Annotated in this window: 33 protein-coding genes, 1 pseudogene and 1 riboswitch; of the genes and pseudogenes, 12 read left to right on the forward strand and 22 right to left on the reverse strand. The window is 68.6% G+C overall.

Annotation, left to right across the window (positions count from 1 at the left end; genetic code table 11):
• Positions 1–199 precede the first annotated feature (199 nt).
• Positions 200–901: a transglutaminase-like domain-containing protein gene (locus LRS03_RS14435; protein WP_257826236.1), complete on the forward strand. Its 702-nt coding sequence runs from the start codon at positions 200–202 to the stop codon at positions 899–901.
• Here the strand turns inward: LRS03_RS14435 and LRS03_RS14440 are convergent.
• From LRS03_RS14440 to LRS03_RS14450, 3 genes are read right to left on the reverse strand one after another with little or no spacing between them, the layout of a single operon-like run.
• A complete protein-coding gene (locus LRS03_RS14440; RefSeq protein ID WP_257826238.1) occupies positions 882–1,688 on the reverse strand; it encodes an HAD-IIB family hydrolase in 807 nt (268 codons plus the stop codon). The two genes, LRS03_RS14435 and LRS03_RS14440, sit on opposite strands and share 20 nt — an antisense overlap.
• The gene (locus LRS03_RS14445; RefSeq protein WP_257826240.1) at positions 1,685–2,278 is read right to left on the reverse strand and encodes a TetR/AcrR family transcriptional regulator; all 594 of its coding nucleotides are present in this window, start codon (positions 2,276–2,278) and stop codon (positions 1,685–1,687) included. The genes LRS03_RS14440 and LRS03_RS14445 overlap by 4 nt, the downstream gene beginning before the upstream one ends.
• Positions 2,275–3,507, reverse strand: a complete 1,233-nt coding sequence (locus LRS03_RS14450; RefSeq protein WP_257826242.1) for an MFS transporter — start codon at positions 3,505–3,507, stop codon at positions 2,275–2,277. Before LRS03_RS14450 ends, LRS03_RS14445 begins: the two co-directional genes overlap by 4 nt.
• Positions 3,508–3,677: 170 nt before the next feature.
• On the opposite strand from LRS03_RS14450, the gene LRS03_RS14455 reads away from it, so the two are divergent.
• From LRS03_RS14455 to metF, 4 genes are all read left to right on the forward strand, one after another.
• On the forward strand, positions 3,678–4,844 hold the full coding sequence (locus LRS03_RS14455; RefSeq protein WP_257826244.1) for an acetyl-CoA acetyltransferase: 1,167 nt from the start codon (positions 3,678–3,680) through the stop codon (positions 4,842–4,844).
• Positions 4,845–4,927: 83 nt separating this feature from the next.
• Positions 4,928–5,002, forward strand: a riboswitch (S-adenosyl-L-homocysteine riboswitch).
• A gap of 94 nt (positions 5,003–5,096) precedes the next feature.
• Entirely contained in the window at positions 5,097–6,524 is a 1,428-nt protein-coding gene (ahcY, locus tag LRS03_RS14460) for an adenosylhomocysteinase (RefSeq protein ID WP_257826245.1), read from the forward strand.
• Between the two features lie 5 nt (positions 6,525–6,529).
• On the forward strand, positions 6,530–7,288 hold the full coding sequence (locus LRS03_RS14465) for a TlyA family RNA methyltransferase (protein WP_257826246.1): 759 nt from the start codon (positions 6,530–6,532) through the stop codon (positions 7,286–7,288).
• Positions 7,289–7,303: 15 nt separating this feature from the next.
• Positions 7,304–8,140 (forward strand): methylenetetrahydrofolate reductase [NAD(P)H], encoded by an 837-nt coding sequence (gene metF / locus LRS03_RS14470; protein ID WP_257826247.1) that lies wholly within the window; start codon positions 7,304–7,306, stop codon positions 8,138–8,140.
• A 24-nt stretch (positions 8,141–8,164) separates the two neighbouring features.
• Here metF and LRS03_RS14475 read toward each other — a convergent pair whose 3' ends face one another.
• On the reverse strand, positions 8,165–8,647 hold the full coding sequence (locus tag LRS03_RS14475; RefSeq protein WP_257826248.1) for a carboxymuconolactone decarboxylase family protein: 483 nt from the start codon (positions 8,645–8,647) through the stop codon (positions 8,165–8,167).
• A gap of 58 nt (positions 8,648–8,705) precedes the next feature.
• Positions 8,706–9,602 (reverse strand): RNA polymerase sigma-70 factor, encoded by an 897-nt coding sequence (locus tag LRS03_RS14480; protein WP_257826249.1) that lies wholly within the window; start codon positions 9,600–9,602, stop codon positions 8,706–8,708.
• 240 nt (positions 9,603–9,842) lie between these two features.
• Here LRS03_RS14480 and LRS03_RS14485 point away from each other — a divergent pair, with 240 nt between their 5' ends.
• From LRS03_RS14485 to LRS03_RS14495, 3 genes are all read left to right on the forward strand, one after another.
• On the forward strand, positions 9,843–10,448 hold the full coding sequence (locus LRS03_RS14485; protein ID WP_257826250.1) for an OmpW/AlkL family protein: 606 nt from the start codon (positions 9,843–9,845) through the stop codon (positions 10,446–10,448).
• A 74-nt stretch (positions 10,449–10,522) separates the two neighbouring features.
• Complete coding sequence (locus LRS03_RS14490; protein WP_257826251.1) at positions 10,523–11,365, forward strand: M16 family metallopeptidase; 843 nt, start codon at positions 10,523–10,525, stop codon at positions 11,363–11,365.
• A gap of 31 nt (positions 11,366–11,396) precedes the next feature.
• Complete coding sequence (locus tag LRS03_RS14495) at positions 11,397–11,804, forward strand: peptidase M16 family protein (RefSeq protein ID WP_257826253.1); 408 nt, start codon at positions 11,397–11,399, stop codon at positions 11,802–11,804.
• Positions 11,805–11,810: 6 nt separating this feature from the next.
• Here LRS03_RS14495 and LRS03_RS14500 read toward each other — a convergent pair whose 3' ends face one another.
• The 13 genes and pseudogenes from LRS03_RS14500 to LRS03_RS14560 form a co-directional block, all read right to left on the reverse strand.
• On the reverse strand, positions 11,811–12,242 hold the full coding sequence (locus tag LRS03_RS14500; protein WP_257826254.1) for a YciI family protein: 432 nt from the start codon (positions 12,240–12,242) through the stop codon (positions 11,811–11,813).
• A gap of 106 nt (positions 12,243–12,348) precedes the next feature.
• Positions 12,349–12,753 carry a VOC family protein gene (locus tag LRS03_RS14505; protein WP_257826255.1) on the reverse strand — a complete coding sequence of 135 codons (405 nt, stop codon included), beginning with the start codon at positions 12,751–12,753 and terminating at the stop codon, positions 12,349–12,351.
• Between the two features lie 73 nt (positions 12,754–12,826).
• Entirely contained in the window at positions 12,827–13,408 is a 582-nt protein-coding gene (locus LRS03_RS14510; RefSeq protein ID WP_257826257.1) for a 5-formyltetrahydrofolate cyclo-ligase, read from the reverse strand.
• A 58-nt stretch (positions 13,409–13,466) separates the two neighbouring features.
• Complete coding sequence (locus tag LRS03_RS14515; protein ID WP_257826258.1) at positions 13,467–14,459, reverse strand: extracellular catalytic domain type 1 short-chain-length polyhydroxyalkanoate depolymerase; 993 nt, start codon at positions 14,457–14,459, stop codon at positions 13,467–13,469.
• A 47-nt stretch (positions 14,460–14,506) separates the two neighbouring features.
• The gene (locus LRS03_RS14520) at positions 14,507–14,761 is read right to left on the reverse strand and encodes a hypothetical protein (RefSeq protein WP_257826260.1); all 255 of its coding nucleotides are present in this window, start codon (positions 14,759–14,761) and stop codon (positions 14,507–14,509) included.
• Between the two features lie 157 nt (positions 14,762–14,918).
• A complete protein-coding gene (locus LRS03_RS14525) occupies positions 14,919–16,208 on the reverse strand; it encodes a hypothetical protein (RefSeq protein ID WP_257826261.1) in 1,290 nt (429 codons plus the stop codon).
• The gene (locus LRS03_RS14530; RefSeq protein ID WP_257826263.1) at positions 16,205–16,870 is read right to left on the reverse strand and encodes an aquaporin; all 666 of its coding nucleotides are present in this window, start codon (positions 16,868–16,870) and stop codon (positions 16,205–16,207) included. Before LRS03_RS14530 ends, LRS03_RS14525 begins: the two co-directional genes overlap by 4 nt.
• 2 nt (positions 16,871–16,872) lie before the next feature.
• Positions 16,873–17,409 carry an arsenate reductase ArsC gene (locus LRS03_RS14535; RefSeq protein WP_257829562.1) on the reverse strand — a complete coding sequence of 179 codons (537 nt, stop codon included), beginning with the start codon at positions 17,407–17,409 and terminating at the stop codon, positions 16,873–16,875.
• Positions 17,395–17,881, reverse strand: a pseudogene (locus tag LRS03_RS14540) (arsenate reductase ArsC); the annotation flags it as partial. The gene LRS03_RS14535 and the pseudogene LRS03_RS14540, both read right to left, overlap by 15 nt.
• A gap of 18 nt (positions 17,882–17,899) precedes the next feature.
• Positions 17,900–18,370 (reverse strand): ArsI/CadI family heavy metal resistance metalloenzyme, encoded by a 471-nt coding sequence (locus LRS03_RS14545; protein WP_257826265.1) that lies wholly within the window; start codon positions 18,368–18,370, stop codon positions 17,900–17,902.
• A 13-nt stretch (positions 18,371–18,383) separates the two neighbouring features.
• Positions 18,384–18,707, reverse strand: coding sequence for an ArsR/SmtB family transcription factor (locus LRS03_RS14550; protein WP_257826266.1), 324 nt, complete (start codon positions 18,705–18,707; stop codon positions 18,384–18,386).
• Between the two features lie 37 nt (positions 18,708–18,744).
• Positions 18,745–18,972, reverse strand: coding sequence for a DUF2798 domain-containing protein (locus tag LRS03_RS14555; RefSeq protein WP_257826268.1), 228 nt, complete (start codon positions 18,970–18,972; stop codon positions 18,745–18,747).
• Complete coding sequence (locus tag LRS03_RS14560) at positions 18,969–19,454, reverse strand: DUF2938 domain-containing protein (RefSeq protein ID WP_257826270.1); 486 nt, start codon at positions 19,452–19,454, stop codon at positions 18,969–18,971. The genes LRS03_RS14555 and LRS03_RS14560 overlap by 4 nt, the downstream gene beginning before the upstream one ends.
• 79 nt (positions 19,455–19,533) lie before the next feature.
• Between LRS03_RS14560 and LRS03_RS14565 the strand changes: the two genes are divergently transcribed.
• The 4 genes from LRS03_RS14565 to LRS03_RS14580 all read left to right on the forward strand — a co-directional run bounded on the left by LRS03_RS14565 (position 19,534) and on the right by LRS03_RS14580 (position 22,377).
• Positions 19,534–19,950 carry a helix-turn-helix domain-containing protein gene (locus LRS03_RS14565; protein WP_257826271.1) on the forward strand — a complete coding sequence of 139 codons (417 nt, stop codon included), beginning with the start codon at positions 19,534–19,536 and terminating at the stop codon, positions 19,948–19,950.
• 10 nt (positions 19,951–19,960) lie between these two features.
• Positions 19,961–20,203: a glutaredoxin family protein gene (locus LRS03_RS14570; protein WP_257826273.1), complete on the forward strand. Its 243-nt coding sequence runs from the start codon at positions 19,961–19,963 to the stop codon at positions 20,201–20,203.
• Between the two features lie 24 nt (positions 20,204–20,227).
• Complete coding sequence (locus tag LRS03_RS14575; RefSeq protein WP_257826275.1) at positions 20,228–20,611, forward strand: hypothetical protein; 384 nt, start codon at positions 20,228–20,230, stop codon at positions 20,609–20,611.
• A 143-nt stretch (positions 20,612–20,754) separates the two neighbouring features.
• The gene (locus tag LRS03_RS14580; protein ID WP_257826276.1) at positions 20,755–22,377 is read left to right on the forward strand and encodes an outer membrane protein assembly factor BamB family protein; all 1,623 of its coding nucleotides are present in this window, start codon (positions 20,755–20,757) and stop codon (positions 22,375–22,377) included.
• Positions 22,378–22,601: 224 nt separating this feature from the next.
• Here LRS03_RS14580 and LRS03_RS14585 read toward each other — a convergent pair whose 3' ends face one another.
• The 4 genes from LRS03_RS14585 to LRS03_RS14600 all read right to left on the reverse strand — a co-directional run bounded on the left by LRS03_RS14585 (position 22,602) and on the right by LRS03_RS14600 (position 26,467).
• Positions 22,602–23,690 carry a porin gene (locus tag LRS03_RS14585; RefSeq protein ID WP_257826277.1) on the reverse strand — a complete coding sequence of 363 codons (1,089 nt, stop codon included), beginning with the start codon at positions 23,688–23,690 and terminating at the stop codon, positions 22,602–22,604.
• A gap of 130 nt (positions 23,691–23,820) precedes the next feature.
• On the reverse strand, positions 23,821–24,708 hold the full coding sequence (locus tag LRS03_RS14590; protein ID WP_257826278.1) for a sugar phosphate isomerase/epimerase family protein: 888 nt from the start codon (positions 24,706–24,708) through the stop codon (positions 23,821–23,823).
• The gene (locus tag LRS03_RS14595) at positions 24,705–25,625 is read right to left on the reverse strand and encodes a VOC family protein (RefSeq protein WP_257826279.1); all 921 of its coding nucleotides are present in this window, start codon (positions 25,623–25,625) and stop codon (positions 24,705–24,707) included. The genes LRS03_RS14590 and LRS03_RS14595 overlap by 4 nt, the downstream gene beginning before the upstream one ends.
• Positions 25,626–25,633: 8 nt before the next feature.
• On the reverse strand, positions 25,634–26,467 hold the full coding sequence (locus tag LRS03_RS14600) for a shikimate dehydrogenase family protein (protein ID WP_257826280.1): 834 nt from the start codon (positions 26,465–26,467) through the stop codon (positions 25,634–25,636).
• Positions 26,468–26,480: the final 13 nt, after the last annotated feature.

The raw sequence follows: 26,480 nt of genomic DNA on the forward strand, positions 1-26,480 counted from the left end.
TACTTTTCCTACCGGCAGATCAGCAGGGGGACGATGGGCAGCGCCGCACAACGCGGATGAAATTCGCGGCATGTCCCTCCAAGCAGAGAGCGAGGAAAGTCGCCGATGAGCGCTCACCTGTTCGACATCGATTGCAAGCTCGACTACGTAAACCGCCGGCCCCACCGACTTCCTGTTCCAGGTCCACGCCCTGCGGGGCATGGACCAGCGCGTGCAGGACGAATCGCTGGTCACCACGCCAGGGCTTGCGGTGCACGTCTACGAAGACCCGACGGTGCATCACCGCTTTGCGCGGGTGCATGCCGACGCGGGGCCGTTCAGCCTGCACTACCGCGCACGCGTGCACCGCACGCCGCCCTCGCGCAACGTGAGAGCGCCCGAGGTGCCGATTGCCGAATTGCCCGACGTGGTGCTGCACAACCTGATGCCCACCCGCTACTGCGAGTCCGACCTGCTGTCGAACGCGGCGCAGAAGATCTTCGGCGACCATCCGCCGGGCTACCCGCGGGTGCAGGCCATCAGCGACTGGATCCACGAGCACGTGGACTACAAGCTCGGGTCGACCGACGCCACCACCACGGCCTGCGACGTGTTCCGCCAGCGCGCCGGGGTGTGCCGCGACTTCGCGCACCTGGGCGTGACCTTCTGCCGTGCGCTCAACATCCCGGCGCGCCTGGTCGTGGGGTATGCGGTGTTCGACGAGCCGCCGCCGGACTTTCATGCGGTCTTCGAGGCCTGGCTCGGCGATGGGTGGGTGATGTTCGACCCGACACGGCTGGTCGAGGTCGACGAGATGGTGCGCATCGCCGTCGGCCGCGATGCAAAGGACGTGGCCTTCGCCACCCTCTTCGGCCCGGCCACGATGACGAGCATGGCCCCGCTCATCCGGCGCGTGACCTGAGCAGCGCCTGCGCCACTTCGGCAAAACCGACGCCCCGCTCGCCCACCGTGAGGTAGGCCGGCCAGGTGTGCAGCTGCTCGCGGAAGTGCACGAGGTTGGCCACGCCCACGCTCAACGGGAAGTGGGCAAACATCAGCTGGTCGTTGGTGGAGTCGCCCACGTAGACCCAGCGCGTGCGTTCCGCGTCCAGATCGCGGTTGAGCAGCCGCTGCACGATCCAGCGCGCCCCCGAGAGCTTGGTGTGCTCGCCGAACCAGCCGTTGATGTGGATCGAACTCACCGTGGCCGTCATGCCCTCTTCACGCATCACCGCCACGACCTGGTCGATGCGGGCCGCCTCCAGCTGCGTGAACTCGCTGTGGTCGATGGCGATGTCGGTGACACGGCCGGCGCTATCCTGCGCCAGCGTGGCACCCGGCACCTCGCGCAGCACGCGCGCGGCCACCTCGCGCAGCCGGCGCGCGTTGTGCTCGCGGGTGGGGGCGTCTTGTGCATATTCGACGCGCAACTCGTTGCCTTCGCGAAAGAGCGCCACCGCGCCGTTCTCGGCCACGATGGCGGCGATCGGCCACTGGCGCGCGAAGGGCTCGCTCCAGCCCATCGGGCGGCCGGTGATCGCAATCACCGGGAGGCCGGCAGCCTGCAAGTCGTGCAACGCGCGAAGGGCCTCGCCGGTGATGGCACCGGTGGTCGTGAGCGTGTCGTCGATGTCGGTCATCACGCCCAGCACCGAGCGGGCGTCGTCCGGGTTCAACTCGGGCCAGGGGCGGGCGGGAATCGGCTTCATCGGGCCGAGTCTCGCGCATCGCGATCCACCGCGACGCCGGCGCTGCGCAGCAGCACGCATGCCGCCTCGCGCGCCGAGTGGGCGACCTGCGGGTCGCCGCCGCGCACCAGCGACACCGCGACCGCGCCTTCGAAGAGCACCATCAGTTGCTCCGCGAGCCGGTCGGGGTCGTCGACGCCCAGACCTTGCAGCAGCGTGCGCACCTGGGCCAGCCGGCGCGCCTTGTGCTCGGCCGCCACGCCGATCGCCGGGTGTTGCCGCTCGCCGCTCAGCTCGGCCACCGCGTTGACGAACGCACAGCCACGAAAGCGCTTGCTGCCGAACCAGCGCGCGAGGCCGTCGAAGAGGCCGAGGATCTGCTCGACCGGCGTGCCCTCGAAGGGGATCGCCTGGCCGGTGCGGCGGGCGAGGTAGGCCGCCACCAGTTCGGCCTTGCTCGGGTAGTGCTTGTAGAGCGTGCGTTTGCTGATGCCGGCCGAGGCCGCGACCGCGTCCACGCCGACGGCCTGGATGCCCTGGCCGTAGAACAGGCCATCGGCGGCGTCGAGGATGCGGTCCTTCATCGGCACCGCCGAGACCGCGGCTTTCATGCAGGCACCGGCACTGGCGTGCGCGGCTCGGGCGGCCGCGCGAGCGCAAACGCACATTGCACGATGCCGGCCGCAAGGCCCACGCCCACGCCGACCTGCCAGGCGAGCGTGTACGAACCGAGCGCGTCGTAGATCAACCCGCCGCCGTATGCCCCGACGAAGCTGCCGATCTGGTGGCTCATGAAGGCCACGCCGCCGAGCATGGCCTGCCAGCGTACGCCGAAGGTCTCGCTGATCGAGCCGGCCACCAGCGGCCCGACGCCCAGCCACAGAAAGCCCATGATGGCCGCGAAGAGCAGCGTGCTGCCCGGCGTGGGTGCGGTCATGAAGTACCAGGCGATGCCGATCGAGCGCAGCAGGTAGATACCGCCGAGCAGCAGCAGCTTGTTCCAGCGCCCGCCGGCCCAGCCGAAGAAGAGGCTGCCCAGCACGTTGAAGCCGCCGATCACCCCGAGGGCCTGCGCCGACAGCATCGGGTCCATGCCGCACAGCGCCAGGTACGACGGCAGGTGCGTGGTCAGGAAGATGAGCTGCATGCCACAGACGAAATACGCCGCCGTCATCACCACGAACGGCGCATGGCGCAGCGCGCCCTTCACCACCTCGCCGGCACTCTTGTCGTCGCCTCCCGGCGAAGGCGGCACCGGCAGCGCGTCGGCGCGGCCGGCGTACCACGCCGCCGGCAGGATCACCAGCGACAGCACGATGAAGCCGTAGAGCCCGACACGCCAGCCCGAGGCCTGCGCCAGCGCCTGCCCGAGCGGCGCGGCCATCAGCGCGCCCAGCGACCCGGCCGCCGACACGATGCCCAGCACCGAGCTGCGCACCGCTGCCGACACCGCCCGCGAGGCCACCGCCATCGCAAACGCCGGCCCCGTGAGCGCCATCGACGCCCCGATCGCCACGCCCGCGCCGAGCAGCACGCTGATGAAACCCTGCGCCGTGGCGAGCAAGACGAGCCCGATGATGTACAGCAGCGAGCCGGCGAGCATCAGCCGCTTGTAGCCGAGCCGCACCGCCACCGCCCCGGCCCACGGCTGCAGGAAGCCCCAGGCCAGGTTCTGCACCGCCACCGCGAGCGTGAAGTCGGACACCGAGATGCCCACGTCCTTGGTGAGCGGCGGCATGAAGATGCCCAGGCTTTGCCGCAGTCCCATGCTGAGGCTCAGCATCAACGAGGCGCCGATCAGGATCGGCAGCGCAGGCCCCAGTGCACGCAGGTGGGTCATCGATGTCTCCGGTTATGGGTCGAAAAGTACACCGATCGGTGTACCCCTGGTGTCACCCGGGCGTCATGCCGCAACAAGCCAAGGGGAAACCCTGAGGTACTTGGGCGACTGTTGCCGGCGCGGCGACCGCCCCACCATGGGCCCATCGCAACTGCCCGACGAGTCACAGCATGGGTGTTTCCATCGTGGGCTGGGCCCACCTTCCGTTCGGCCGCCTCGACGGCCTCTCGCTCGAAGACCTCATCACCCGCGCCGCCCGCGAGGCGATGGCGCATGCCGGCGTGGACGCCGGGCAGGTCGACGGCCTCTGGCTCGGCAACCTCAACGGCGGCTTCACGCCGGATGTCTTCGCGTCGTCGCTCACGCTGCAGGCCGATGACGCGCTGCGCTGGAAGCCCGCCACCCGGCTGGAAAACGCCTGCGCCTCCGGCTCGGCCGCGGTGTACACCGCCTGCGACGCCATCGAGGCCGGCCGCTCGCGCGTGGCCCTGGTGATCGGGGCCGAGAAGATGACCGCCGTGTCGGGCGCCGACACCACGCGCATCCTCGGCCAGTGCGCGTACTCGGCGGAAGTCGACGCGCCGGCGGGCGGCTTCCCCGGCATCTTTGCGACGCTCGCGCAGGCCTACTTCGCGCGCCACGGCGACCACTCGGCAACGCTCGCGCGCATCGCCGCCAAGAACCACGCCAACGGCGTCGCCAACCCCTGGGCCCACATGCGGCGCGACCTCGGCTTCGAGTTCTGCAACACCGTGAGCGAGAAGAACCCGCTCATCGCCGCACCGCTGCGCAAGACCGATTGTTCGCTCGTCTCCGACGGGGCCGCCGCGCTGGTGCTGGTCGACGACAGCCTGGCCACAGACTTTCCGCGGGCGGTGGCGATCCGCTCGCGGGCGCAGGTCAACGACTACCTGCCGCTGGCCCGCCGCGACACCGTGAGCTTCGAAGGCCCGCGCCGCGCCTGGCAGCAGGCCCTCGGCGCGGCGCGCTGCGGCGTGCACGACCTGTCGCTGGCGGAGGTGCACGACTGCTTCACCATCGCCGAGCTGCTGAGCTACGAAGCCATGGGCCTTGCGCCCACCGGCCAGGGCCACCGCCTGCTCGAAGAAGGCGTGGTGATGCGCGACGGGCGCCTGCCCGTCAACGCCTCGGGCGGCCTCAAGGCCAAGGGCCACCCCATCGGCGCCACCGGCGTGTCGATGCACGTGGTGTCGGCCATGCAGCTGTGCGGCGAGGCCGGCGAGCTGCAGGTGCCCGATGCCTCGCTGGCCGGCGTCTTCAACATGGGCGGCGCGGCGGTGGCCAGCTACGTGAGCATCCTGGAACGCTCACGCTAAGCCGGCAGAAAGTCGCAACACCGGCCCGCATCGAGGGGGGCGAGCGCTGGAACCGGCGCCGCCCCTGAACTACAATCCCGCCACTTTCCGAGGAGCGTTGCAAGGCACACCCCTGTGCCCCAGGCTCGGAAATCTTCTTGCAACCGCGCTCACCCGCACGACAGTCCTCGTGGGTGAGTGGTGAACGTCCCCTTCGAACGTCTCCCTTCCCGAGTGCTGCGTGCGGGTTCCCTCATTGACCGGAGCCCGAACATGAACGCCGTCCTCAAACCCACCCAAGACCACGCCATTGCCGACCTGTCGCTCGCCGACTGGGGCCGCAAGGAAATCAAGATCGCCGAGAGCGAGATGCCGGCGCTGATGGCCATCCGTGCCGAGTACGCCAAGACCCAGCCGCTCAAGGGCGCCCGCGTCACCGGCTCGCTGCACATGACCATCCAGACCGCCGTGCTGGTCGAGACGCTGCAAGCGCTCGGCGCCGAAGTGCGCTGGGCCTCGTGCAACATCTTCTCGACCCAGGACCACGCCGCAGCCGCACTGGTGGCCGCCGGCACGCCGGTGTTCGCGCACAAGGGCGAAACGCTCACCGAGTACTGGGACTTCACCCACCGCATCTTCGACTTCGGCCCCAAGGGCTCGGCCACCGAAGGCCCGAACATGATCCTCGACGACGGCGGCGACGCCACGCTCCTGATGATCCTCGGCAAGAAGGCCGAGAAAGACCCGTCCGTCATCGCCAACCCGACCAGCGAGGAAGAGACCTGCCTCTTCGCCTCGATCAAGGCCAAGCTGGCCGAAGACCCGACCTGGTACACGCGCAAGTCGGCCAAGATCATCGGCGTGACCGAAGAGACCACCACCGGCGTGCACCGCCTGAAGGAAATGAGCGCCAAGGGAACCCTGCCCTTCCGCGCCATCAACGTCAACGACTCGGTGACCAAGAGCAAGTTCGACAACCTCTACGGCTGCCGTGAATCGCTGGTCGACGGCATCAAGCGCGCGACCGACGTGATGATCGCCGGCAAGATCGCCGTCGTGGCCGGCTACGGCGACGTGGGCAAGGGCTCGGCGCAGGCCCTGCGCTCGCTGTCGGCGCAGGTGTGGGTCACCGAGATCGACCCCATCAACGCCCTGCAGGCCGCGATGGAAGGCTACCGCGTGGTCACCATGGACTGGGCTGCCGACAAGGCCGACATCTTCGTCACCACCACCGGCAACAAGGACGTCATCACCCACGACCACATGAAGGCGATGAAGAACAACGCCATCGTGTGCAACATCGGCCACTTCGACAACGAGATCCAGGTCGCGTCGCTCGAGAAGTACGAATGGGAAGAGATCAAGCCGCAGGTCGACCACGTGATCTTCCCGGACGGCAAGCGCATCATCCTGCTGGCCAAGGGCCGCCTGGTGAACCTCGGCTGCGGCACGGGCCACCCGAGCTACGTGATGTCGTCGAGCTTCGCCAACCAGACCATCGCGCAGATCGAGCTCTTCACGCACCCCGACTCGTACGACATCGGCAAGGTCTACGTGCTGCCCAAGCACCTCGACGAGAAGGTCGCCCGCTTGCAGCTCACCACGCTGAACGCGCAGCTGACCGAGCTGACCGACGAGCAGGCCGCTTACATCGGCGTGCCGAAGCAAGGGCCGTTCAAGCCCGACACGTACCGCTACTGATCACGATGCGCGCCGACCAGTTGATCCTTCAACGGGGCCTCGTGCCCACCCGGTCGGCCGCGCAGCGCCTGATCGAGCGCAACGCCGTGCGCTGGCTCGGCCCCAAGGGCTGGGCCGTGGTGAACAAGGCGGGCCTCGACGTGCCCGAAGACTGCGAGATGGAGATCACCGACGACGCGGAGCTGCGCTTCGTGTCGCGCGGTGGGCTCAAGCTCGAAGGGGCCTTGAAGCACTGCGGCATCGATGTGACGGGCATTAGCTGCCTGGACCTCGGCCAGAGCACCGGCGGCTTCACCGATGCGCTGCTGCAAGGCGGTGCGGTGAAGGTCGTCGGCCTCGACGTGGGCCACGGCCAGTTGCACCCGAAGCTCGCGGCCGACGCGCGTGTCACGAGCTACGAGGGCATCAACGCACGCGACGTGACCGGCAGCGCCTTCGCCGCCGAGCATGCCGAGCACAGCTTCGACTTCGTCACCGCCGACCTGTCGTTCATCACCTCCACCCACGTGCTGCCGACGATGGTGACCTACCTGAAGCCGGGAGGCGACCTGTTGCTGCTGGTCAAGCCGCAGTTCGAACTGCAGCCGGCGCAGATCGGCAAGGGCGGCATCGTGAAAGACCCGGCGCATTTCGTCGAAGTCGAGAACCGACTGTGGCAGGCCTGCAAGGCGCACGGCCTCAAGGTCCAGCAGTACTTCCAGAGCCCCATCCAGGGCGGCAACGGCAACACCGAATTCTTCGTGTGGGCAAAACAGCCCGCCTGACATCGAGGACAGCAGATGAGCACCCTTCCCCTCAGCCTGGAGTTCTTTCCTCCGAAAACGCCTGAAGGCGTCGAGAAGCTGGCCGCCGTGCGCCAGAAGCTCTATGCGCTGAAGCCGCAGTTCTGCTCCGTCACCTACGGTGCGGGCGGCTCCACGCAAGACGGTACCTTGGCCGCGGTGCAGGCCATCCTCGCCGAGGGCGTGGACGCCGCCTCGCACTTCACCTGCATCGGCGCCAACCGCGAGTCGGTGCTGCAGAAGATCGAGCAGTTCAAGGCCGCCGGCATCAAGCGAATCGTCGCGCTGCGCGGCGACCTGCCGAGCGGCTATGGCGGCTTCGGGGAGTTCCGCTACGCGAGTGACCTCATCGCGTTCATCCGCCAGCAGACCGGCAACCACTTCCACATCGAGGTGGCCTCCTACCCCGAGATGCACCCGCAGGCCCGCTCGCCGCAAGACGACCTGCAGGCCTACCTCACCAAGGTGCGCGCCGGCGCCAACTCGTCGATCACGCAGTTCTTCTTCAACGCCGACGCGTACTTCCGCTTCGTCGACGACGCCCGCAAGCTCGGCGCCGACATCCCGGTCGTGCCCGGCATCATGCCCATCATCAACTCGGCCGGCATCATCCGCTTCGCCGACAACTCCGGCGCCGAGATCCCGCGCTGGATCCGCCTGCGCCTGCAGGCGTACCGCGACGACGTGGAGTCGATCAAGGCCTTCGGCCTCGACGTGGTGACCGCCCTGTGCGAACGCCTCATCGCCGGCGGTGTGCCCGCGCTGCACCTCTACACGATGAACCAGTCGGTGGCGCCGCTCGAGATCTGCCGGCGGCTCGGGCTGCACCGCTGAAGGGGCGCGGGCCCGGGGTGCAGCTCAGGCGAGCTGCGCCTTGTCCAATCCGAACGCCCTGTCCTGCGAACCAGGCACGTTGCGGAAGGCCACACTGACGCGGTTCCAGCCGTTGATGGCCATCACGAGGAAGCTGAGGTCCGACAGCTCCTTCTCCGACAGCTGCGTGCGCACCTTGTCGTAGACATCATCCGGCACGCCATGCGGCGGCAGCGTGGTCAGCGCTTCGGTCCAGGCCAGCGCGGCGCGCTCGCGTGGTGAGAACAGCGTGGACTCGCGCCAGATCGCGAGGTGGTGCAGGCGCAGCGGGCGCTCGCCGTGGATCGTCGCCTGCTTCACATGCATGTCGACGCAGAAGCCGCAGCCGTTGATCTGCGAAGCGCGGATCTCGATCAGGTGCTGGATCGACGCTTCGATCGAGCTGGCGGTCTTGGCGGCGGTGCTGAACTCCAGGTACTTCTTGAAAAGTTCGGGCGATTGCTGCACGTAGTTGATGCGCTGGGTCATGAATCACTCCTGTGGGTTGATGGAAACAGCTTCCATACCCACAAGACGTGCAACCCACTCAACCTGTGACAGCGGCGGCGATGCGCGCCAGCTTGTCGGGGTTGCGCTGCACACGGATGCGCACGATGTGCGTGCCATCGGTCTCATAGCTCTGCGCCGCCTCAAGCACACCATCGATGAAACGCAGCAGGCCCCATTCGCCGTTGAGCCGCACGAGTTGCACGCGCTGCCGCTCGTGCAGGCGGCGGTGTGTCGCGTAGAAAAGCTGCGCAATGCGGCGTGCGCCCCGCAAGGGCTTGGGGAAGCTCACCACCTTGCCGCCGCCATCGCCGATCAGCTCGGCTTCTTCGCTCAGCATCGAGCGCAGCGCGTTGAAATCCCCGGCGGTCATGGCGTGCGCAAAGCCGCTGAGCAGCCGGTGGTGCTGGTCGGGTGTCACGCGATAGCGCGGCCGCTCGTCCGCGAGCTGCTTCTTCGCGCGACTCACGAGCTGCCGGCAAGCCGGTTCGGCCTTGCCGACCATGCGGGCGACGTCCGGATAGTCCACGTCGAACACCTCGCGCAACAGGAACGCGGCGCGCGCCTCGGGTGACAGGCGCTCCAGCAGCATCAGGAAGGCGACCGAGAGGTCGTCAGCGCGCTCCAGCACGTCTTGCGGGCTGTCGGCTGTCGATCCAGTCAGCAGCGGCTCGGGCAGCCAGATGCCGGCGTAGTGCTCGCGCTGCACCTTGCTCGCACGCAGGCGGTCGATCGCCAGGCGTGTGGTCACGGTGATGAGCCACGCCTCTGCGTTGTCGGGTGGATCGGCCTGCGCCTCGTGCCAGCGCAGCCAGACGTCCTGCACCACCTCTTCAGCCTCGGCCACGCTGCCGAGCATGCGGTAGGCGATGCCCTGCAGGCGTGCGCGTAGGCGGGAGAAGTCGCGGGTGGGTTCGTCGGCGTCGGAGGTGTGCATGGGGATCCGCATCACGGCCTTCGCGAAGGATTGTCAATGCGCTCGTTCACTCCCTCAAGACGATCGGCCGCATGGTTTTGTGACATGGCCGGCGGGCAGCCCGCGCCGCCCGGCACAGGCCCTTGACCTGCCGCAAACCAGCTTTCGCGCGACGTTTGATGCGCCGCAACAATCGCCGGCCGTGCGAACGGTGAAATCTTTTCCGCGAGGACTTCTCCCTCGTAGACAGGACAGCACACCATGAAAACCACCCTCCTCACCCGCTCCGCTCTCGCATTGGCCGCCGCCGCCAGCCTGGCCTCGCCCCTGGCCGCTCTCGCGCAAGACGGTCCCTTCCTCGTGCGCGTGCGCGCCGTCAACCTCGACACTGCCAACAAGGACAGCACCGGCCTCGGCCTGAGCGTCAACGACAAGGTGATCCCCGAACTCGACGTGAGCTACTTCCTCTCGCCGCAGGTCGCCGTCGAACTCATCCTCACCTACCCGCAGAAGCACACGCTCAAGGCCGGCAGCACCGAGATCGGCTCGCTCAAGCACCTGCCCCCCACGCTGACGGCGCAGTACCACTTCACGCAGTTCGGGCCGTTCAAACCCTACCTTGGCGCCGGCGTGAACTACACGCGCTTTTCGGCGGTGAGGCTGCCGGCCGGCGTGGACATCGACCGCAACAGCTTCGGCCTGGCCGCACAGATCGGCGCCGACTACGCGCTGACGAAGAACGTGTACCTCAACCTCGATGTGAAGAAGGTGCAGATCCGCACCGACGTGAGTTCGGGCGGCGCGAAGATCGGCACCTTCAAGGTCGACCCGCTGCTCGTCGGGGCCGGTGTGGGCTACCGTTTCTGAGCGCGTCCCGCGGCCGCCTGGGGGAACCTCGGAACTGAGATCATCTGGGCCTGTTCCTCCGGCCCCGCCTCACCTTGATCTCCTCTGCCGCGCTCACCCCTGCCCTGCACACCCTCTCCAACGGCCTGCGCATCGTCGCCCTCCCCATGCCCTGGCGGCAGACGGTGAGCCTGAGTGTCTTCGTGCGCACCGGCAGCCTGCACGAGACGCGCGCCCAGAGCGGCATCAGCCACGTGGTGGAGCACATGGCCTTCAAGGGCACGGCCACGCGTGACTGCCAGCACATCAACCTCGATGCCGAGCGCCTGGGCGCCGAGGTCAATGCGCACACCGACAAGGACCACACCGCCTTCCACATCGAAGGCCTGCCCCACGACCTGCCGACCTTCGTGGCGCAGATCGCCGACATCGTGCGCCACAGCACCTTCCCCGCCGAGGAACTCGAGCGCGAGCGCCAGGTGATCCAGCACGAAGCCACCGAGTTCGAGGAAGACCCGGTCAACATCGCCTTCGACCTCTTCGACAAGGCGAGCTACGGCGACCAGCACCCGGCGGGACGCCCGGTGATCGGCAACCGTGCCAACATCAAGCGCTTCACGCGCGACGACCTGCTGGCCTATGTGCAGCAGCAATACACCGCCTGCAACATCGTGGTGGCCGCGGCCGGCCCGGTGGACGAGGCCGCGCTCATCGCCGCCACCGAGCGTGCCTTCGGCGACATGCCGCGCGGCGAGCCCAACACGGTGGCGCCGCCCGAGTGGCACGGCGGCGTGAAGCTCAGGCGCCTGTCGGGCAGTGCGCAGTGCCAGATCGTGCTGGGCTTCGAGGCACCGCCGCTGGCCGACGACTCGCACCTCGCCGACGTGCTGGCCGCGGCCTTGCTGGGCGAGGGCATGAAACTCGCCGCTGCTGGATGAGATCCGCGAGCGGCGCGGCCTGGCCTACCAGGTGGGCTGCTCGGCCGACGTGTACCCGCTCGCCAGCCAGTTCGTCATCGATGGCGCGACCGAGCCGCAGCAGGGCGAGGCCTTTATCGCCGAAGTGGCGAAGCTCTTGCGCCAGCACGCCGAGCACATCGACGCCGACAGCCTCACCCGCGCCCGCAACCAGATCAGCGTGCGCGCGCTGCGCTCGCTCGAGCAGCCGGCCAAGCGCATGGAAGCGGCGGCGCAGGAGCTCTTCACCTTCGACCGCCTGCGCGAGCCCGGCGAGTGGCTCACACGTCTGCAGGCGGTCGACGCGCTGCAGGTGCAGCGGGTGTTCCAGCGCATGCTGGCCAGCCGCGCCGCGGTGGGACTGGCGGGCAGCGTGCCGGCCCGGCTGAAGGAACACGCGGCCACGCTCGGCGGGGCCTGATCAGGCTCAGATCCGCGTCTCGCCGCCCAGTTGCTGGCGCAGTCGCTCTTCCTGCGCCTGCAGCTCGGGCGTGAACGCCTCGCCGAAGTCGGCGGCCTCGAAGAACGGGCGGATCTCGATCTCGGAATCGCTCTCCATCGGGTTGGGGCAGCGCTTGACCCAGGCGACCGCCTCGTCCATGTCCTTCACCTCCCAGACCCAGTAGCCGGCGATCAGCTCCTTGGTCTCGGCGAAGGGCCCGTCGATCACCGCGCGGCTCTGGCCTGAGAAGCGCACGCGCTTGCCGCGCGAGCTGGGGTGCAGGCCGTCGCCGCCTTTCATGATGCCGGCCTTGACCAGCTCTTCGTTGTAGTTGCCCATCGCCGCCATCAGCTCGGTGCTGGGCATCTTGCCGGCTTCGGATTCGGGGCTTGCTTTCACGATCACCATCACGCGCATGTCGTTCTCCTGTTGTGGGTTGGTCGAGCGAGCCGGGTTGAAAAACGGGTGGCTCTGATTACACGACGGGCGGGCCGCCGCGAAATCGACAGCTTCACCGATTTTTTCAGGTGGCGATCTCGTCGTACCCGCGGCCGATGAATTCGATCAGGCAGAAGCCGTTGCCATACGGGTCGGCCAGCATCGCGAGCTTGCCCCAACGGGCCACCTGCACCGGCGTTTCCTGCAACGCTCCGGCCGTCAGTGCCTGCCTCAGGGCGGCGTCGAGGTCGGGCACCACGATGTCGAGGTGCACCGGGCACCAGTGGCGCTGGTAGCTGCGAACCTGGGTGCCGCCCGGCACGGGCGAGGTGCCGGCCGCCTTCTGCAACAGGTAGATCGGCACCGGCGCACCGAGCAGTTCCAGCACCTCGGCCCCGATCCGCCGCCCGGGCCGCAGCCCGAACGCCGCCGTGTAGAAGGCTTCGGCGCGAGCCAGGTCTGGCACGTCGATGTTGACCAGCATGTCCATGCAAGCTCCGGAAGATGCGACCCTCGCACCGGCATTTGGCATGCCTGCGACCGCACGGGGTGCGGTCAGCGTCTCACGCGCCGGGCCGCTGCCACATCACGCCTTCTTCGGTCAGCATGACGTCGACCTTCAGATCGTCGGGCTCGGCGCGCAGCATCGGCTGGAAGCCGTGCGCGTAGCCCACGCCGATGGTGAGCGGGCGCGGGTTCAGGCTGTCGATGGTGCGGTCGTAGAAGCCGCCGCCATAGCCCAGGCGCACGCCGCCGGGGCCGTAGCCCACGCAGGGCAGCACCAGGATGCCGGGCTTGAACTCGTCGGTGCCCTTGGGCTTGGGAATGTCGTGGGCGTCGAGTTCCATCTCGCAGCCCGGGTACCAGACATGGAAGCGAAGCTCGCCGGTGAGCCGGTCGGTGACCGGCAGGCCGATGCGGCGCGGCGAGCCCTCGGGGCCACCTTCGCTCCAGCGGTAGAGCGCGGGCAGCGGGTCGAATTCGCCCTTGATCGGCCAGTAGGCGCCGATGGTTGATTCGCGGCGGCTCACGAGCCAGGCGCGCAGCACCTGCTGCAGTTGCACCGCGCGCTCCAGGCGATCGGGCAGCGCCTGGCGGGCGGCGATGAGCTTGGCGCGCAGGGCGCGGCGTTCTTCGGGGGTCATGGGCACGGTCTCCGGATCAGCCGCCGGCATTGTGCAGGAGTCACCCGGCCCGGCACGTTCAGGGGCGGAACTGCTTGCGCGCAAACGCCCATGCCAGGCGCGAGGCGTCGGGCCCGCGGCTGTCGCTGTAGGGTTTGCGGGCCGCACCGCCGCTCCAGGCGTGGCCGAGGGTGTCGATCTCCACCAGCGTGGCCACGTCGCGCCCGCGTCGGTGGTACTCGGTGATGGTCATCGCGTGGCGCTGCCCGCGCTGCACGCGCCGCGCTTCGCTGGCGGTGGCGCCGGCTGCATCGGCCCACAGGCTGGCCGCCGCGCGCGCATTGCGCGACGACACCACCGTGTCATGCGCCCCGTGGATGACCATCAGCGGCGGCAAGGCCTCGCCCACCGGCAACGGCGTGAGCAGCTGCCGCCCGCGCATGGCACGCATCGCGCCGGTGCTGCTGTCGGCCGAGCCGGGCGCCACGCCGGAGTGCATCACCACCGAACGAAAACGTTGTGGGTGCCGCGTGGCCAGCAAGGCGGCCATGCTGGCGCCGGCCGACAAGCCGACCAACGCGACGCGCGTCACATCGGCGGGGTAGAAGAGCGCGACCTGGTCGATCGCCTTGAGGATGAGCGCGGCTTCCTGGTGCGCGCGGCCGGAGCGGGTGTCGAACCAGTTCCAGCAGCCCTGCGGGTTGGCCACGCGGTCCTGCTCGGGGTAGAGCACCAGAAAGCGCTCCTTGTCGGCAACCCGGTTCATGCGGGTGCTGAGCGCGAAGCTGCGCGCGTCTTGCCCGCAACCGTGCAGCATCACCACCACCGGCACACGCTCCGCGTAGTGCAGCCCGGGTGGGCGGTACACATGAAAGCGCAGCATTCCGGTGAGGCCCATGGCCACGCCCGGCAGCCAGTCACCCGGCCCCGGCGGCGGCTGGCGTTTGGCGACCGCGGCCTTGGTGACCTGGCCGAGCTGCCGGCGGCCGTGTTGCAGGCCGGCGCGTGTCCACGCAGACACGCTGCGCTCGAACGATTTCGCCCAGGCGCTTGCCAGCGTGCGTTTGGCCATGGGCCGTGCTCACGCCGGACGCGCTGAACCGTGAGGAGCGGCGTGCGTCAGTTGACGGTGTCCTTGGCCGCGTCCTTCGCGTTCTCGCCGTGGCGCTTGGCCTTCGCCTTGTGCACCTTGGCCTTGCCCTTGTGCAGCGTCTTCTCGGGCTGGTCCGACACGGCGGCCTTCGCGTTCTCGGCACCTTGCTTGGCGGTCTCGGCGGTCGCCTTGGCACCTTCCTTCACGGCAGTGCCGGCTTGGGCGAATGCGGTGCCGGTGGCAAACAGGGCGGCGAGGGCAAGGGTCAGTGGCTTCTTCATGGAATTCATTCTCCTGAGGGCGTGGCAGACGCGGTCGACACGACCTGCGTTTCACGAGCACGGATGCTGCCTGCGCCGATGCGAAAGCCGCGTCAGGAGGCGCAGCCGCTCGGTGTAGGACACCGCCGCAAGCAAACGACGCCAGGCCCCCGGCCGGCTACGGGCGAAGCATCCGAGCCGGCGCACGGTAGACCGGCGCGAAGCCGCCGCCGGGCGTGCGGAAGTTCGTCGTCTGCCCCTGGAAGAGACGCGCCGCCACCCACTGCACCTGGCCGTCGTAGGCGTAGTTGCGCACGTCGTACTTGAGCGTGTCACCGGGTTCGGCGCCCTCTCCTTCCGTGTGCCGCTCGCCCGGCGGCACCAGCTCCTGCGCCACGTAGTCGCCCGCGACGATGCTCTCCCAGACGCGCCGGGTGAGCTTGTCGCCGCGGTAGGCCGCGCGGCTGCCGAAGCCACCCGCCGGCTTGAAGAAGAGCTGGCGGCGCCGCGCCCACAAGTCCTCGGCGTCGTTGGCGTGCACGACCTGCGTGCGCGGCACGGCCTGCAGCAGCAGCTCGCGCGTGGCGCCGGGCACGCCCAGCTCGCGCAGCGCGGTGTCGTCGCTCAACACGGCCAGGTGGCGCTTGTCGGCATAGAGCGCATGGGCGCGCGGGTTGGGCGTGACCACCACCGCATCGGCGAGGTAGGCCTCGCGCAGCGCTGCCACCTCGGGCCCGTCGAACGCGAAATCGGTGAGGCGGTTGTAGACGAGGTCGATCACGCCGGCCGCGTCGCGCAGCGACTGCCCGTCGAAGCGCAGCTCGGCCGGGTCGAGCACCACCGCCTCCAGGCCGTGTCGGCGGAAGAGTCGCTCGAAGAGCAGGAACTCCGGGTAGAGGTACTGCGCCTGCGGTGCCTCGTCGACGATGGCGATGCGCCGCAACGGGCGGGTGGCATGCGTCGCCGGGTGCGCGAGCTGCCATTCGTGGCGAAACATGGCGACGATGTCCTGCTCCAGCGCATCGGGCGAGCGTGGCAGCGGCAGCAGGCGCTGCACCGTGTCGCAGCAGCCGCGCTGGGCGCGGGCGGCCACCACGTTGAGCAGGGCCCCGCCGGCATTGGTGTTGATCTCGATCAGGCCCAGCCGGTCACCGTCGAGGTGGAAGTCGTAGCCGAAGAAGACTCCCCGCACGCCCTGCGCGCCGTGGCGCGCGATGGTGGGCGCCTGGGCGAGGGCACGCTCCTCCCACACCGGCTGCCGCACGAGCGCATCGATGGCCTTCACCACCTCGGCCATGCGCGCCAGCGCATCGGTGCTGGCGAAGACGGGCCGTGCGGCAAACACATGCGGGCAACGCTCGCGCACCAGCGCGTCGAGGTCGACCGCGTCACCAGGCGAGGCGAGCGCGCTCGACAGGGCCCGGTCGTCGAGGCCGATGCAGAAACAGTCTCGGTTGAGCGCCGTCATGCCCGCAGCCCGCGTGGCGCGGCCGGCGCGAGCCGCGCATGGATCGCCAACGCCACGGCAGCCCCTACCAGTTCAGCCGCCACAAAGCCCGGCGCGCTCTGCGGTGAGATGCCCGCAAAACTGTCGCTGAAGAGGCGGCCGAAGACCGCCGCCGGGTTCGCGAACGAGGTCGACGCGGTGAACCAGTAGGCCGCACCGATGTACGCCGCCACCATGGCCGCCACGCGCCCGGGCGGCGCACGCAGGATCACGAGCAACAGGCCCGCGGTGGCCACCGCCTCAGCCACCCACTGGCCCGTGCCCGTGCGCAGCTTGGCCGAGACCTGCAGCACCGGCAGCTCGAACATCAGGTGCGCGAGCCATGCGCCGAGCATGGCACCGACCAGTTGCGCCGCCACGTACGGCAGCAGTTCGGCGCGCGGCAGTTCGCCGCGAAAGGCCATCACTGCGCTCACCGCGGGGTTGAAGTGGGCGCCGCTCACCGGGCCCATCACCTCGATCAACACATAAAGACCGCCCACGGTGGCCAGCGTGTTGGCGAGCAGCGCGATCGCGACGTTGCCGCCCGACAGGCGTTCGCCCATGATCCCCGAGCCGATCACCACGGCCAGCAGCAAGGCCGTGCCCAGGCCTTCGGCGAGAAGCTTGCGCGACAGATCCATCGTCAGCTCCCGCCGATGTCGGCCAGCGCGCGCTTCAGCTCGGCGGCGCTCATCGTGGCGAGTGGCAACTGCAGCAGCTGCAGCATGCGGTAGCCGATGGCCTGGCGCGTCAACTCGAAGGCGCGGCGTTTGCCTTCGTCGCCGCCCTCGGCGTTCGACGGGTCGGGGTAGCCCCAGTGAACCTTGACCGGCTGCCCGCCCGTGCCGCCGAAGAACACCGGGCACTGCTCGGCAGCCGCGCTGTCGCACACGGTGATGACGATGGCCAGCGGCGGCGCGCCATCGCGGCTGAATTCGTCCCAGCTCTTGCTGCGGTAGCCCGCCGTGTCGACACCGGCGTTTTGCAGCGCCTCCAGCGCGAAGGGGTTGATGCGCCCGCTCGGCGCACTGCCGGCGCTGTGGGCCTGCACGTTCTTGCCGAGCCGGCGGGCCCAGTGGTTGAGCATGCCTTCGGCGAGCACGCTGCGTGCGGAGTTGTGCGTGCAGAGGATGAGCACGTGCGTGGCCGCAGCACCGCCTTGGCCGCCGATGCCGCGCACCGCGCTCTGCAGCGACATCCGGTCCAGCGCGGGCAGCGGCAAGGCGAGCATGAGCTCGATGCGCCGCTTGAGCAGCACCGCCGCGTCGAGGAACGCCTGCTGCCGCTCCGCATCGCTGCCTTCCTTGGCCGCCGGGTCGGGCAAGCCCCAGTGCGCCGTCATCGGCTGGCCGGGCCACACCGGGCAGGTTTCGCCGGCGGCCTGGTCGCACACGGTGATGACGAAGTCCATCGCCGGGGCATCGGCCGTGGCGAACTCCTCCCAGCCCTTGCTGCGCAGCCCCCGCGCGCGGCAGCTTCAGCTCGTCGAGCGTCTGCAGCGTCAATGGATGGACCTCGCCCTTGGGCGCGCTGCCGGCCGAGTAAGCCTTGAAGCGACCATGGGCCAACTGGTTCATCAGCGATTCGGCGAGGATGGACCGGGCCGAATTGCCGGTGCACACGAAGAGGATGTTGTAGGGGCGTTCGCTCACGGGAGTCTCACTGGGTGATCAGCAGCACGACGAGGCTGGCTTGACGGGGATGCCGACCGGCTTGCCGCGCGAGACGGGGGCGCAGCAGGCGCTGGCCGACGTATCGGCGGGCTTCTGGCTGAAGACGGGGATGTCGGCCAGCGTGTGGAAATGCTCCCACGCGATGCCTTGCGGGTCGGTCACCCAGTGCTTCTCGCTCTGCGCGTAGCAGCAGGTGGTGGCGCCCTCGTCGCGCAGCGCCAGCTCGGCGTGTTCGGCACGCGTCTTCAGCTCGGCCAGCTCGTCGGCCGAGTCGGTCTGGAAGCCGAGGTGGTCGATGCCCGGTGCGCCGCCGCGGGTGGAGATGGCGAAGTTGATGCGCGGGTCGTCGAGCATCCATTTCGCGTAGTCGCCTTCCAGCCGCGCGGGCTCGGCGGAAAAGAGCTTGGAGTAGAACGCGACGCTCTGGGCGAGGTCGTCGACATGCAGGTGAACGTGAAACCGCTTCATGAAAACTCCTTCTTCAGCACTCGCACGAGGTTGATGGTGCCGGCAGGCAGGCCTCACCCTGGCAGCAGTTTTCGGTGAGGTAGGCCAGCACCTCGTTCATGCGGCCGAAGGCCGCGTGGTAGATGAGGTGGCGCCCTTCGCGCTGCTGGTCGATGAGGCCGGCGTGGGCCAGCTCCTTCAGGTGGAAGGACAAGGTGGCGGGTGCGATCCCCAGCGCCTCGATGATGGCGCCGGGGGTCAGGCCCGTCCTGCCGGCCACGACGAGAAGCCGGAACACCTGCAGCCGGTGCTCATGGGCCAGGGCGGAAAGGGCGCGAACAATGTCTTTTTCTTCCATGATTTGATTATCATGGAATCATCGACAGATGGCAAGCTCACGCCGGCGCCAGCATCCGCTGCACCACCCGCCGTGCCAGCGGCGCGACGAAGAGCACGATGGGAAACGCCACCAGCCAGGCGGTGAGCCAGGCACCCACCCACAGGCCGGCGAAGCCGTCGACCAGACCCACGGCGCGGAAGGTGGAAATGCCTGCCACCACGAACGACATCAGGCCCGAGAGCACGAGGCCGAAGAGATAGGGTTCAAACTTTCTGGGAATCACGGGAAGCTCCTTTCAATGACAACAGCAGAGAGATAAAGGCCCACACCGAACACGGTGTGGGTAGCGAGGCTCTTGAGACAGTTCTTGAGCGGCGCCGGCGTCTTGCGCGACGCGATGCCGGCGCCCATCGCCGGTTGCATCACGAAGAGCGGCACCACGGCCGTGCCCACACCGAAGGCCAGCGCGGCGGACACGCTCGGCTGCTGCAGCCAGCCGATGCCGCACCAGGCCACCAGCACGGCCGCAAACGCAAGGCCCACGCCGTAGTGCACGAGCCAGCCGAGCGCCGCCTCGTGCCGCACCGGCGGCGCCTTGGCGATCGCTATGTGCGCCCATTGGCCACGCGCCAGGTGGCCGACCCAGCGACCCACGAGCGCAAAGTTGAGCGTGGGCACGCCGAGCCGCTTCAGGCCCCACAGCCACAGGTCCATCAGCACGGTGGCGCCGAGGCCGACCAGGGCGACGTGCAGCAGCATGTTCATGACACTCCTTTCGTTGACGGTTGACAGCATGGCGGGCACGATACGAGTTCAAGTCAACTTGAAGTCAAGAGGTTTTTGGATGGACATCGCCGAAGTCGCCAGGCGTTCGGGAGTGCCGGCCTCCGCCCTGCGCTACTACGAAGAGAAGGGGCTGATCGCCTCCACCGGCCGCCAGGGCCTGCGGCGCACCTTCTCGCCGCGCGTGCTCGACCAGTTGGCGCTCATCGCACTCGGCCAGGCGGCGGGCTTTTCACTCGACGACATCGGCCAGATGTTTTCGGCCGACGGGCGGCCACACATCAACCGAAGCAAGCTCGACGCCAAGGCCGACGAACTCGACGCGACGATCAAGCGCCTGAAAGCCGTGAGCCAGGGCCTGCGGCATGCGGCGGTCTGCCCTGCCCCCAGCCACGCCGAATGCCCCACCTTCCAGCGCCTGCTGCGTGCCGCTGCGGCGGGGTCATTGGCGCGGCGCCCCAAGCGGGCGGCCCCCTAAACTGGGCGCCATGAACCTCCACATCGTCGTCTATTCCAAGTCGGCCTGTCCGCAATGCGACCAGGCCAAGATGCTGCTCAAGACCAAGTCGATCGACTTCAAGGAAGTCAAGATCGACGACGAAGCCGAGCGCCTGGCCTTCTTCGAGAAGTGCGGCCCCTCGGTGCGCCAGATGCCGCAGATCTTCATCAACGACCAGCGGGTCGGTGGCCTCGCCGGATTGCGGGCCGCGCTCACCCAACTCGGGCGCTGACACCCGCTGTCGGGCCCTCACCCAATGCGGCTCGACCCTTACCTCTCGTTCGCGGGCTACGCGTTTTCGCTGCGGCCCGACGATCTGCTGAAGCAGCGCGGCACGCCGCTCCAGGCCGGCCGCAACGAGGTCGGCCTGAACGAGATGGACTACGGCGACGTGGTGCTGCGTTTCCAGGACAGCGGGCGGCTGGAGGAGATCACCGCCCGCTCGCCCGTGCTGCAGATGGGCGCGCTGGCCGTGCCCTTCGACCAGCTGCAGCCCTTCGTGCTGGCGCAAGACGCCACCGCCTTCTGGCGTGCCCGTTTCCTGGTCAGCCCGGCCCTCGGCCTGGCCTTCGACCCCACCGAGCCGGCGTGGATCACGGCACTCGCCAAACACTGCCTGCCGGAGTGGGAACAACTCTGAGCAGGCGTTGAGAGTCTCCTGACAAAGCGTTGTCAGGAACCCCTCTCTACAGTCTCCCTTGCCGCATCGATCGACACGATCGCGTCGCGGTTTCGCTGGCCCTCGCCACCCGGGGGCCCATCACGGTAAACAGGGAGATTTCAATGCAAAAAATATGGTGGACGGCCGTGGCCGCCCTGGCTCTGTCTGCGTGTGGCGGCGGTGAGGACGCTGCTGACACTTCTGCCAACCACGCGACCAACGCCGACACGTTGCGAGCGCAGGCACCGCAAGCGGCTTCGCAGGCCTCGCTGACGGCCTCACCCGGCAGCATCGACCTTCAGTTGACGAGCGGTGCCACGGCGGTGGCCGAGCTGGCCTTGCAGTACGCCGGCCCGGCCCCCAACCGGGTGCAGCTCGTCGTCGAAGGCGGTGTGCCGACGGCGTTTGCACCCAAGCCGGTGATCGAGTCGCAAGGCCAGGGGCGCTTCACGGTGCGCCTGAGCACGGCCGAGGGGCTGGCCGAGGGCCGGTACAACGGCGAGCTGAAGCTCGCCGCTTGCCACGACGCGAAGTGCAAGCACCCCACCCGCACGGCGCGCATCGTGGTGCCCTTTGGCATCACCGTCGCACCGAAGAGCGACTGGCAGACGCACCAGGGCAACGCGGCGCACACCGGCTACGTGCCGGTGACGCTCGATGCCTCGCGTTTCCAGTTCGCGTGGGAGTGGCGGCGTGCGCCGGGAGGCGTGATCGGGGCCATCAACGCGGTGGTGAGCGAAGGGGGCAAGGTCTTCGTGACCGAGGACGACTACTTCAGCAATGTGTCGATGCACGCGCTGAACGAAGCCGATGGCACGCCAGCCTGGCGGCACGACTTCGGCCGCATGCCGGGCCTCAACCCGCCGGCAGTGGCCAACGGCACCGTCTATGCGGCGACGACGGGCCACTCGGACACCTTCCTCTACGCCTTCAACGCGGCCGACGGCACGCAGCGTTTCCGCGCGCCCTTCGAGACGCAATGGGGCCATGTGCTCGCCCCCACGCCGAGCGACGGGCAGGTCTTCACCAACGGCGGCTACTACGGCGGCGGCATCTACTCGTTCGATGCCACCTCGGGTGCTCGCTCATGGCTGCAGACCGCGGGTGACGACGACATGAGCACGCCGGCGGTGGATGGTCGATACGTCTACCACTACAGCGGCCTTGGCCTGGAGGTGTACGGCAAGGTAGACGGCAACCTCGTCGCGTCGATCCCCGACCCGTTCGGTCCGGGCTGGGGCTACTCGTACCACGGCTCGCCCATCCTCGGCTCGGCCGACCACGTGATCGCCTTCAGCGGCGGCGCGTTCAGCGGCCGTGCCTCGTCGAGCGTGGAGCACTACGACAGCCGCCGCCTGGTGAACTTCTCGGTGGAAAACCGCAACACGCGGTGGATCACCCAGCAGGCCTACCTGACGACGCCGGCGCTCGCCAAGGGGGTGGTGTACGCGGGCCGCAACGCGCCGAAGTCGCTCGACGCGATCAGCGAAGCCACCGGCCAGGTGCTGTGGTCGTGGACGGGCACCTCAAGCGACAGCGAGTTCCATCGCAACGTGGTGGTCACCGACAACCTGCTCTTCGTCAGCACCGACCGCGCGGTGCACGCGATCGACCTCGCGACGCGCCAGTCGGTGTGGTCGCATCCGTCGCCGGGGATGATCAGCCTGTCGGCGAGCGGCATGCTCTACATCGTGGAGGGCGCACGCGAACCGACGGGCCGCCTGATCGCGATCCGCGTGCGCTGAGGTCCCGACGTAACGCGTGAGCTTGAAGGCGCCCCGCGGGGCGCCTTTTTATGCCACGGCGGGATTCATGTCGCCGCGTAGGAGGCAAGGCCGCGCCAGGCGGCGAGCAGCGACTCTTGCCACCGCGTCTCCCGCGCTGACCAGGGCCAGGATGTCGGGAGACGCGTGGGGGCGGATCGGGGAAGACACGCTGCATTCTTGCAGCGTGCCGCGCCCGGTGCGAATCACCAGGCCATGCGGATGCCGGCCTGGAAGACGCGGTTTTCGGCGATGTAGTCCTTCAGGTCACCGGTGGAGAACGATAGGCCGGAATAGAGAAACGTGCTCTTGGACAGGGTGTACCAGCCCATGAGCGCCGCCTTGCCGAGCGTGGCGTTGGCGCCGGCGGCGTTCTCGTACTTCACGCCGGTGTAATTGGCCCCGAAGGTGAAGCGGTCCACCGGCACCTGCACGCCCAGCGTGTAGCCGTTGATCTCGTCGGCGGTGAAGCTCGGGCCGGCGTGGGTGACGATCAGGTTGGCGCCGGTGAAGGCACCGTTGCCCGAGCCGAGCGCCAGGTCCTGGTTCATCTGGAGGCCGCCCAGGAGCTTCAGCGGCCCGAAGTTGTAGTTGGCGCCGAAGGTGAAGGACTTGTTGACGTCGGCCCCGGTGGTGCGCGACTCGTTCCACTCGTAGGAGGCAGCGATGTTGAGCGCGCCGCTGCCGAAGCCGAGCTTGACGCCGTGGAAGCGGTCGGCCGTGCCTTCGCCGGGGGCGATCTGCACGCTGCCGGTGAAGCCGCCGAGGTTGGGCGTGGCCAGTTGCACCACGTTGTTGGCGCGCGGGGCGTTCAGCCACAGCGGCAGGTTGCGCCCGGCGTTGGTGCTGGCGGTGCCGGGGTTGGCCACCGAGGCGTTGCCGTAGGGGTTGGTCATGCCCATCACCGAGTCGGAGAGGATGTACTGGCGGCCCACGCGCAGCTCGCCGAGCGAGGCCTGGGAGAAGCCGACGAACACCTGGCGGCCGAAGGCGAGGCCGCCCTGGCCGAGGGCGCCGGTGTCGGCGCTGAGGCCGCTCTCGAGCACGGCGTTGGCCTTGAGGCCGCCGCCGAGGTCTTCGCTCACGCGCACGCCCCAGCGCGAGCCGTTGAGGCCGTTGACGACGCCGTCGTTCAACTTCCACACGTTGCCGGCGCCAGAGGCGCTGCCGGCCTTGTAGTGGTCGACGGCCAAATCGATCAGGCCATAGAGCACGACGCTCGACTGGGCCTGGGCGGTGCAGGCCGCGAGCAGCGCAGCGGCGGCGATCAAGGTGGGTTTGAGAGCAGGGGTCATGGGGTCTCCTCGTGAATGCATGTGGCCCGTGTTGAGAAAACGCAGGCGTGAGAACGCCCTGCCCGGGCGCTGGGACCATGTCGCCCGGGGTGGTGGAAGGAAGTGCGTGATGCCTGTGGGTGGACGAACCTCAGCCGTGTGCTCGCCGCAGGCGAAGCTGGTTGGGCTGCGGCGCGGCACGCCTCAGCACGTCGTCGGCCAGCCACTGGGCCGAGCGCCGCGCGCGCTCGCACACCATCGGCAGCGGCATCTGCACATAGTCGTCGTTGAACACTTCGAAGCTGTAGTCACCGGCGTAGCCGAGTGCGTCGAGCCGGCGCACCATCTCGACCACCTGCGCGGTGTGAACGCCTTCGCCGGGGAAGACGCGAAAGGTGCGCGCGGTCGCCATGCGTTCCTCGAAGGTGCGTGTCTCCTGCCACATGAAGTCGGACAGCTGCACGAGGAAGATCTTCTGCGGGTCGATCTCGTCGATGCCGTCAAGCGGCGTCTTCGCGGCGAGGGCGTGGAAGGAGTCGAAGCACAAGCCGAGGTTGGGGCAGTCGGCGCGGCAGACCACGTCCCACGCGGTGGTGTATTCGTTGACCGTGCGGCCCCATGACAGGCCTTCGTAGGCGATGCGAATGCCGTGCGGGATGGCGAGCATGGCGAGCTTGCGCAGGTCGCGGGCGATGTGGTCGAGGTCGGCGCTCGCATGGGTCGAAGTCGACGAACACGCGAGCAGCACGTCGCAGCCGAGCGCGGCGCACATCTCGAGCATGGTCTTCGCGATGTCGAGCTTGTAGTGGTGCAGGTGGCCCGAAAGGCCTTCGAAGTCGCGCAGCACCTGGAAGCCGGTACCGCGCAGGCCGCTCGCCTTCACCGCGGCCACGGCAGCCCGCCAGCCTTGCGGATGGCCGACGAGGTCATTGGCCTTGAGCATCACCTGGTCGAAGCCGGCCCTGCGCATCGCGTCGAGCTTGGCTTCAAGCGGGCCGGCAAGGCTGATGGTGTCCATGCCGAAGCCCTGGGTGCTCATGATGCGGCCCCGCTTTGCACCAGCTCGAAGGCCACGCCGCCGAGGTAGGTCTTCGTCAGCGCGCCACGCCGCTCGGTGTGCGCCGCATCGCTCTCGACGAACTCCATGCCGAGCGCGCGCAGGCTGCGCACCGCCGCCAGCACGTCGGGCACCCCCAGGCCGATGCGCTGGAACTGCTCGGTGGCCGACTCCGCATCGAGCGGCGGCTCCACCAGTTGCAGCATGAAGCCGTTGGCCGGCTCGGTGGCCGGGGCCTGCAGCAACTTGCCCGCCGGCAGGATGCCGAAGCGCTGCTCGTCGGGGATCAAGGTGGTGCCCAGCAGCTCGGCGTAGAACTCGATCCAGTCGCTGCTGCGGCCCACGCCGATGTACTGCACGACGCCGAAGATGTGCAGGCCGGGGATGCCCGGCGGCTGCTGGTCGGCGGCCGTGATCGGCACGAAGTCCACGTCGTAGATCGAGAACTCGCGGTAGCGGTCGACGAAGTGGATGCGGCTGCCGCCGACGCCGTGGATCGCGGGAATGTTGAGCTCCATCGCCTGCGGGTGCGCCGGTGCATCCCAGCCGCCGCGGTCGAGCACATGGCGGTGCACCTCGTTGGCGTTGCGCACGCGCAGCGCGATGGCGCTGATGGTGGGCGTCGAAGGCGCCGTCGACGGCGCCTCCGGTCCGGCCGCGGGGTGGGCGTTGACGACGATGTTGAGGCCGCCCTGGCGGTACAGCATCACCTCGCGCGAGCGGTGCCGAGCAACCGGCCGAAAGCCCATCATCTCCAGCACCTGGCCCAAGGCCTGCGGCGCGGAGGTGGCGTATTCGACGAACTCGATGCCGTTCAGCCCGAGTGGGTTGTGCTCGTCGCTGAACGAGGCCTGCACGGGCTCGCGTGCACGAACGGGGTCCAGAAGCAGGTCGCTCATGAAACCTCCTAGTACTGCAGACGGGCGAGCGACCTGAGGTGCTCAGGCGTCGTCGTCGGGAAGCCGAAGAACTCGAGGTAGGGCGGGATCATCTCGAACAGCATGTCGCTGCCCACCTGCACCCGGCAGCCGCGCGCCTTCGCGGCCTGCAGGAAGGCGGTCATCTCGGTCTTCATCACCACTTCGCCGACGAAGGTGCCCGGTGCGAGGCGCGACACCTCCAGCGGCAACGGGTCGCCCGCGTTCATGCCGAGCGGCGTGGCGTTGACGACGAGGCTGAAGCCTTCGGGGTCGTTGCGACCGGTGCTCACCTCGACCGAGGGGAAGTGGGTGTGCAGGCGCTGCGCGAGCTCATCGGCCGAAGCGGCGTGCAGGTCGAAGAGTGCGATGTGAGAGACCTGCGCCGCGGCCAGCGACGCGGCAATCGCCGAGCCGACACCGCCGCAGCCCACCACCAGCGCCCGCGCGCCGCGCAGCACCAGGCCTTTGCGCTCGATGCCGCGCACGAAGCCGGTACCGTCGAACTGGTCGCCGATCAGGCGGCCGTCGGCGCTCCGCTTCACCGCATTGCAGGCACCGGCCACACGCACACTCGGGGTCGCCTCGTCGAGCAGATCGACCACGCTCACCTTGTGCGGCATGGTGATGAGCGCGCCGCGCAGGTTCTCCAACTGGAAGAGACCTCGGAGCGCGGCCTCGAACGCCTCGGGCCGGCAGCCCATCGGCACCACGACCGCGTTGATGCCGGCCGAGGCGAAGTACGGGTTGTAGACCAGCGGCGCCTTGAAGGCGTGCGTGGGAAAGCCGAGGTGCGCGATGACCTCGGTGCTGCCGTCGATCACGATGGAGGGCTCC

This window comes from Rhizobacter sp. J219, from assembly GCF_024700055.1.
Classification (GTDB): domain Bacteria; phylum Pseudomonadota; class Gammaproteobacteria; order Burkholderiales; family Burkholderiaceae_C; genus Rhizobacter.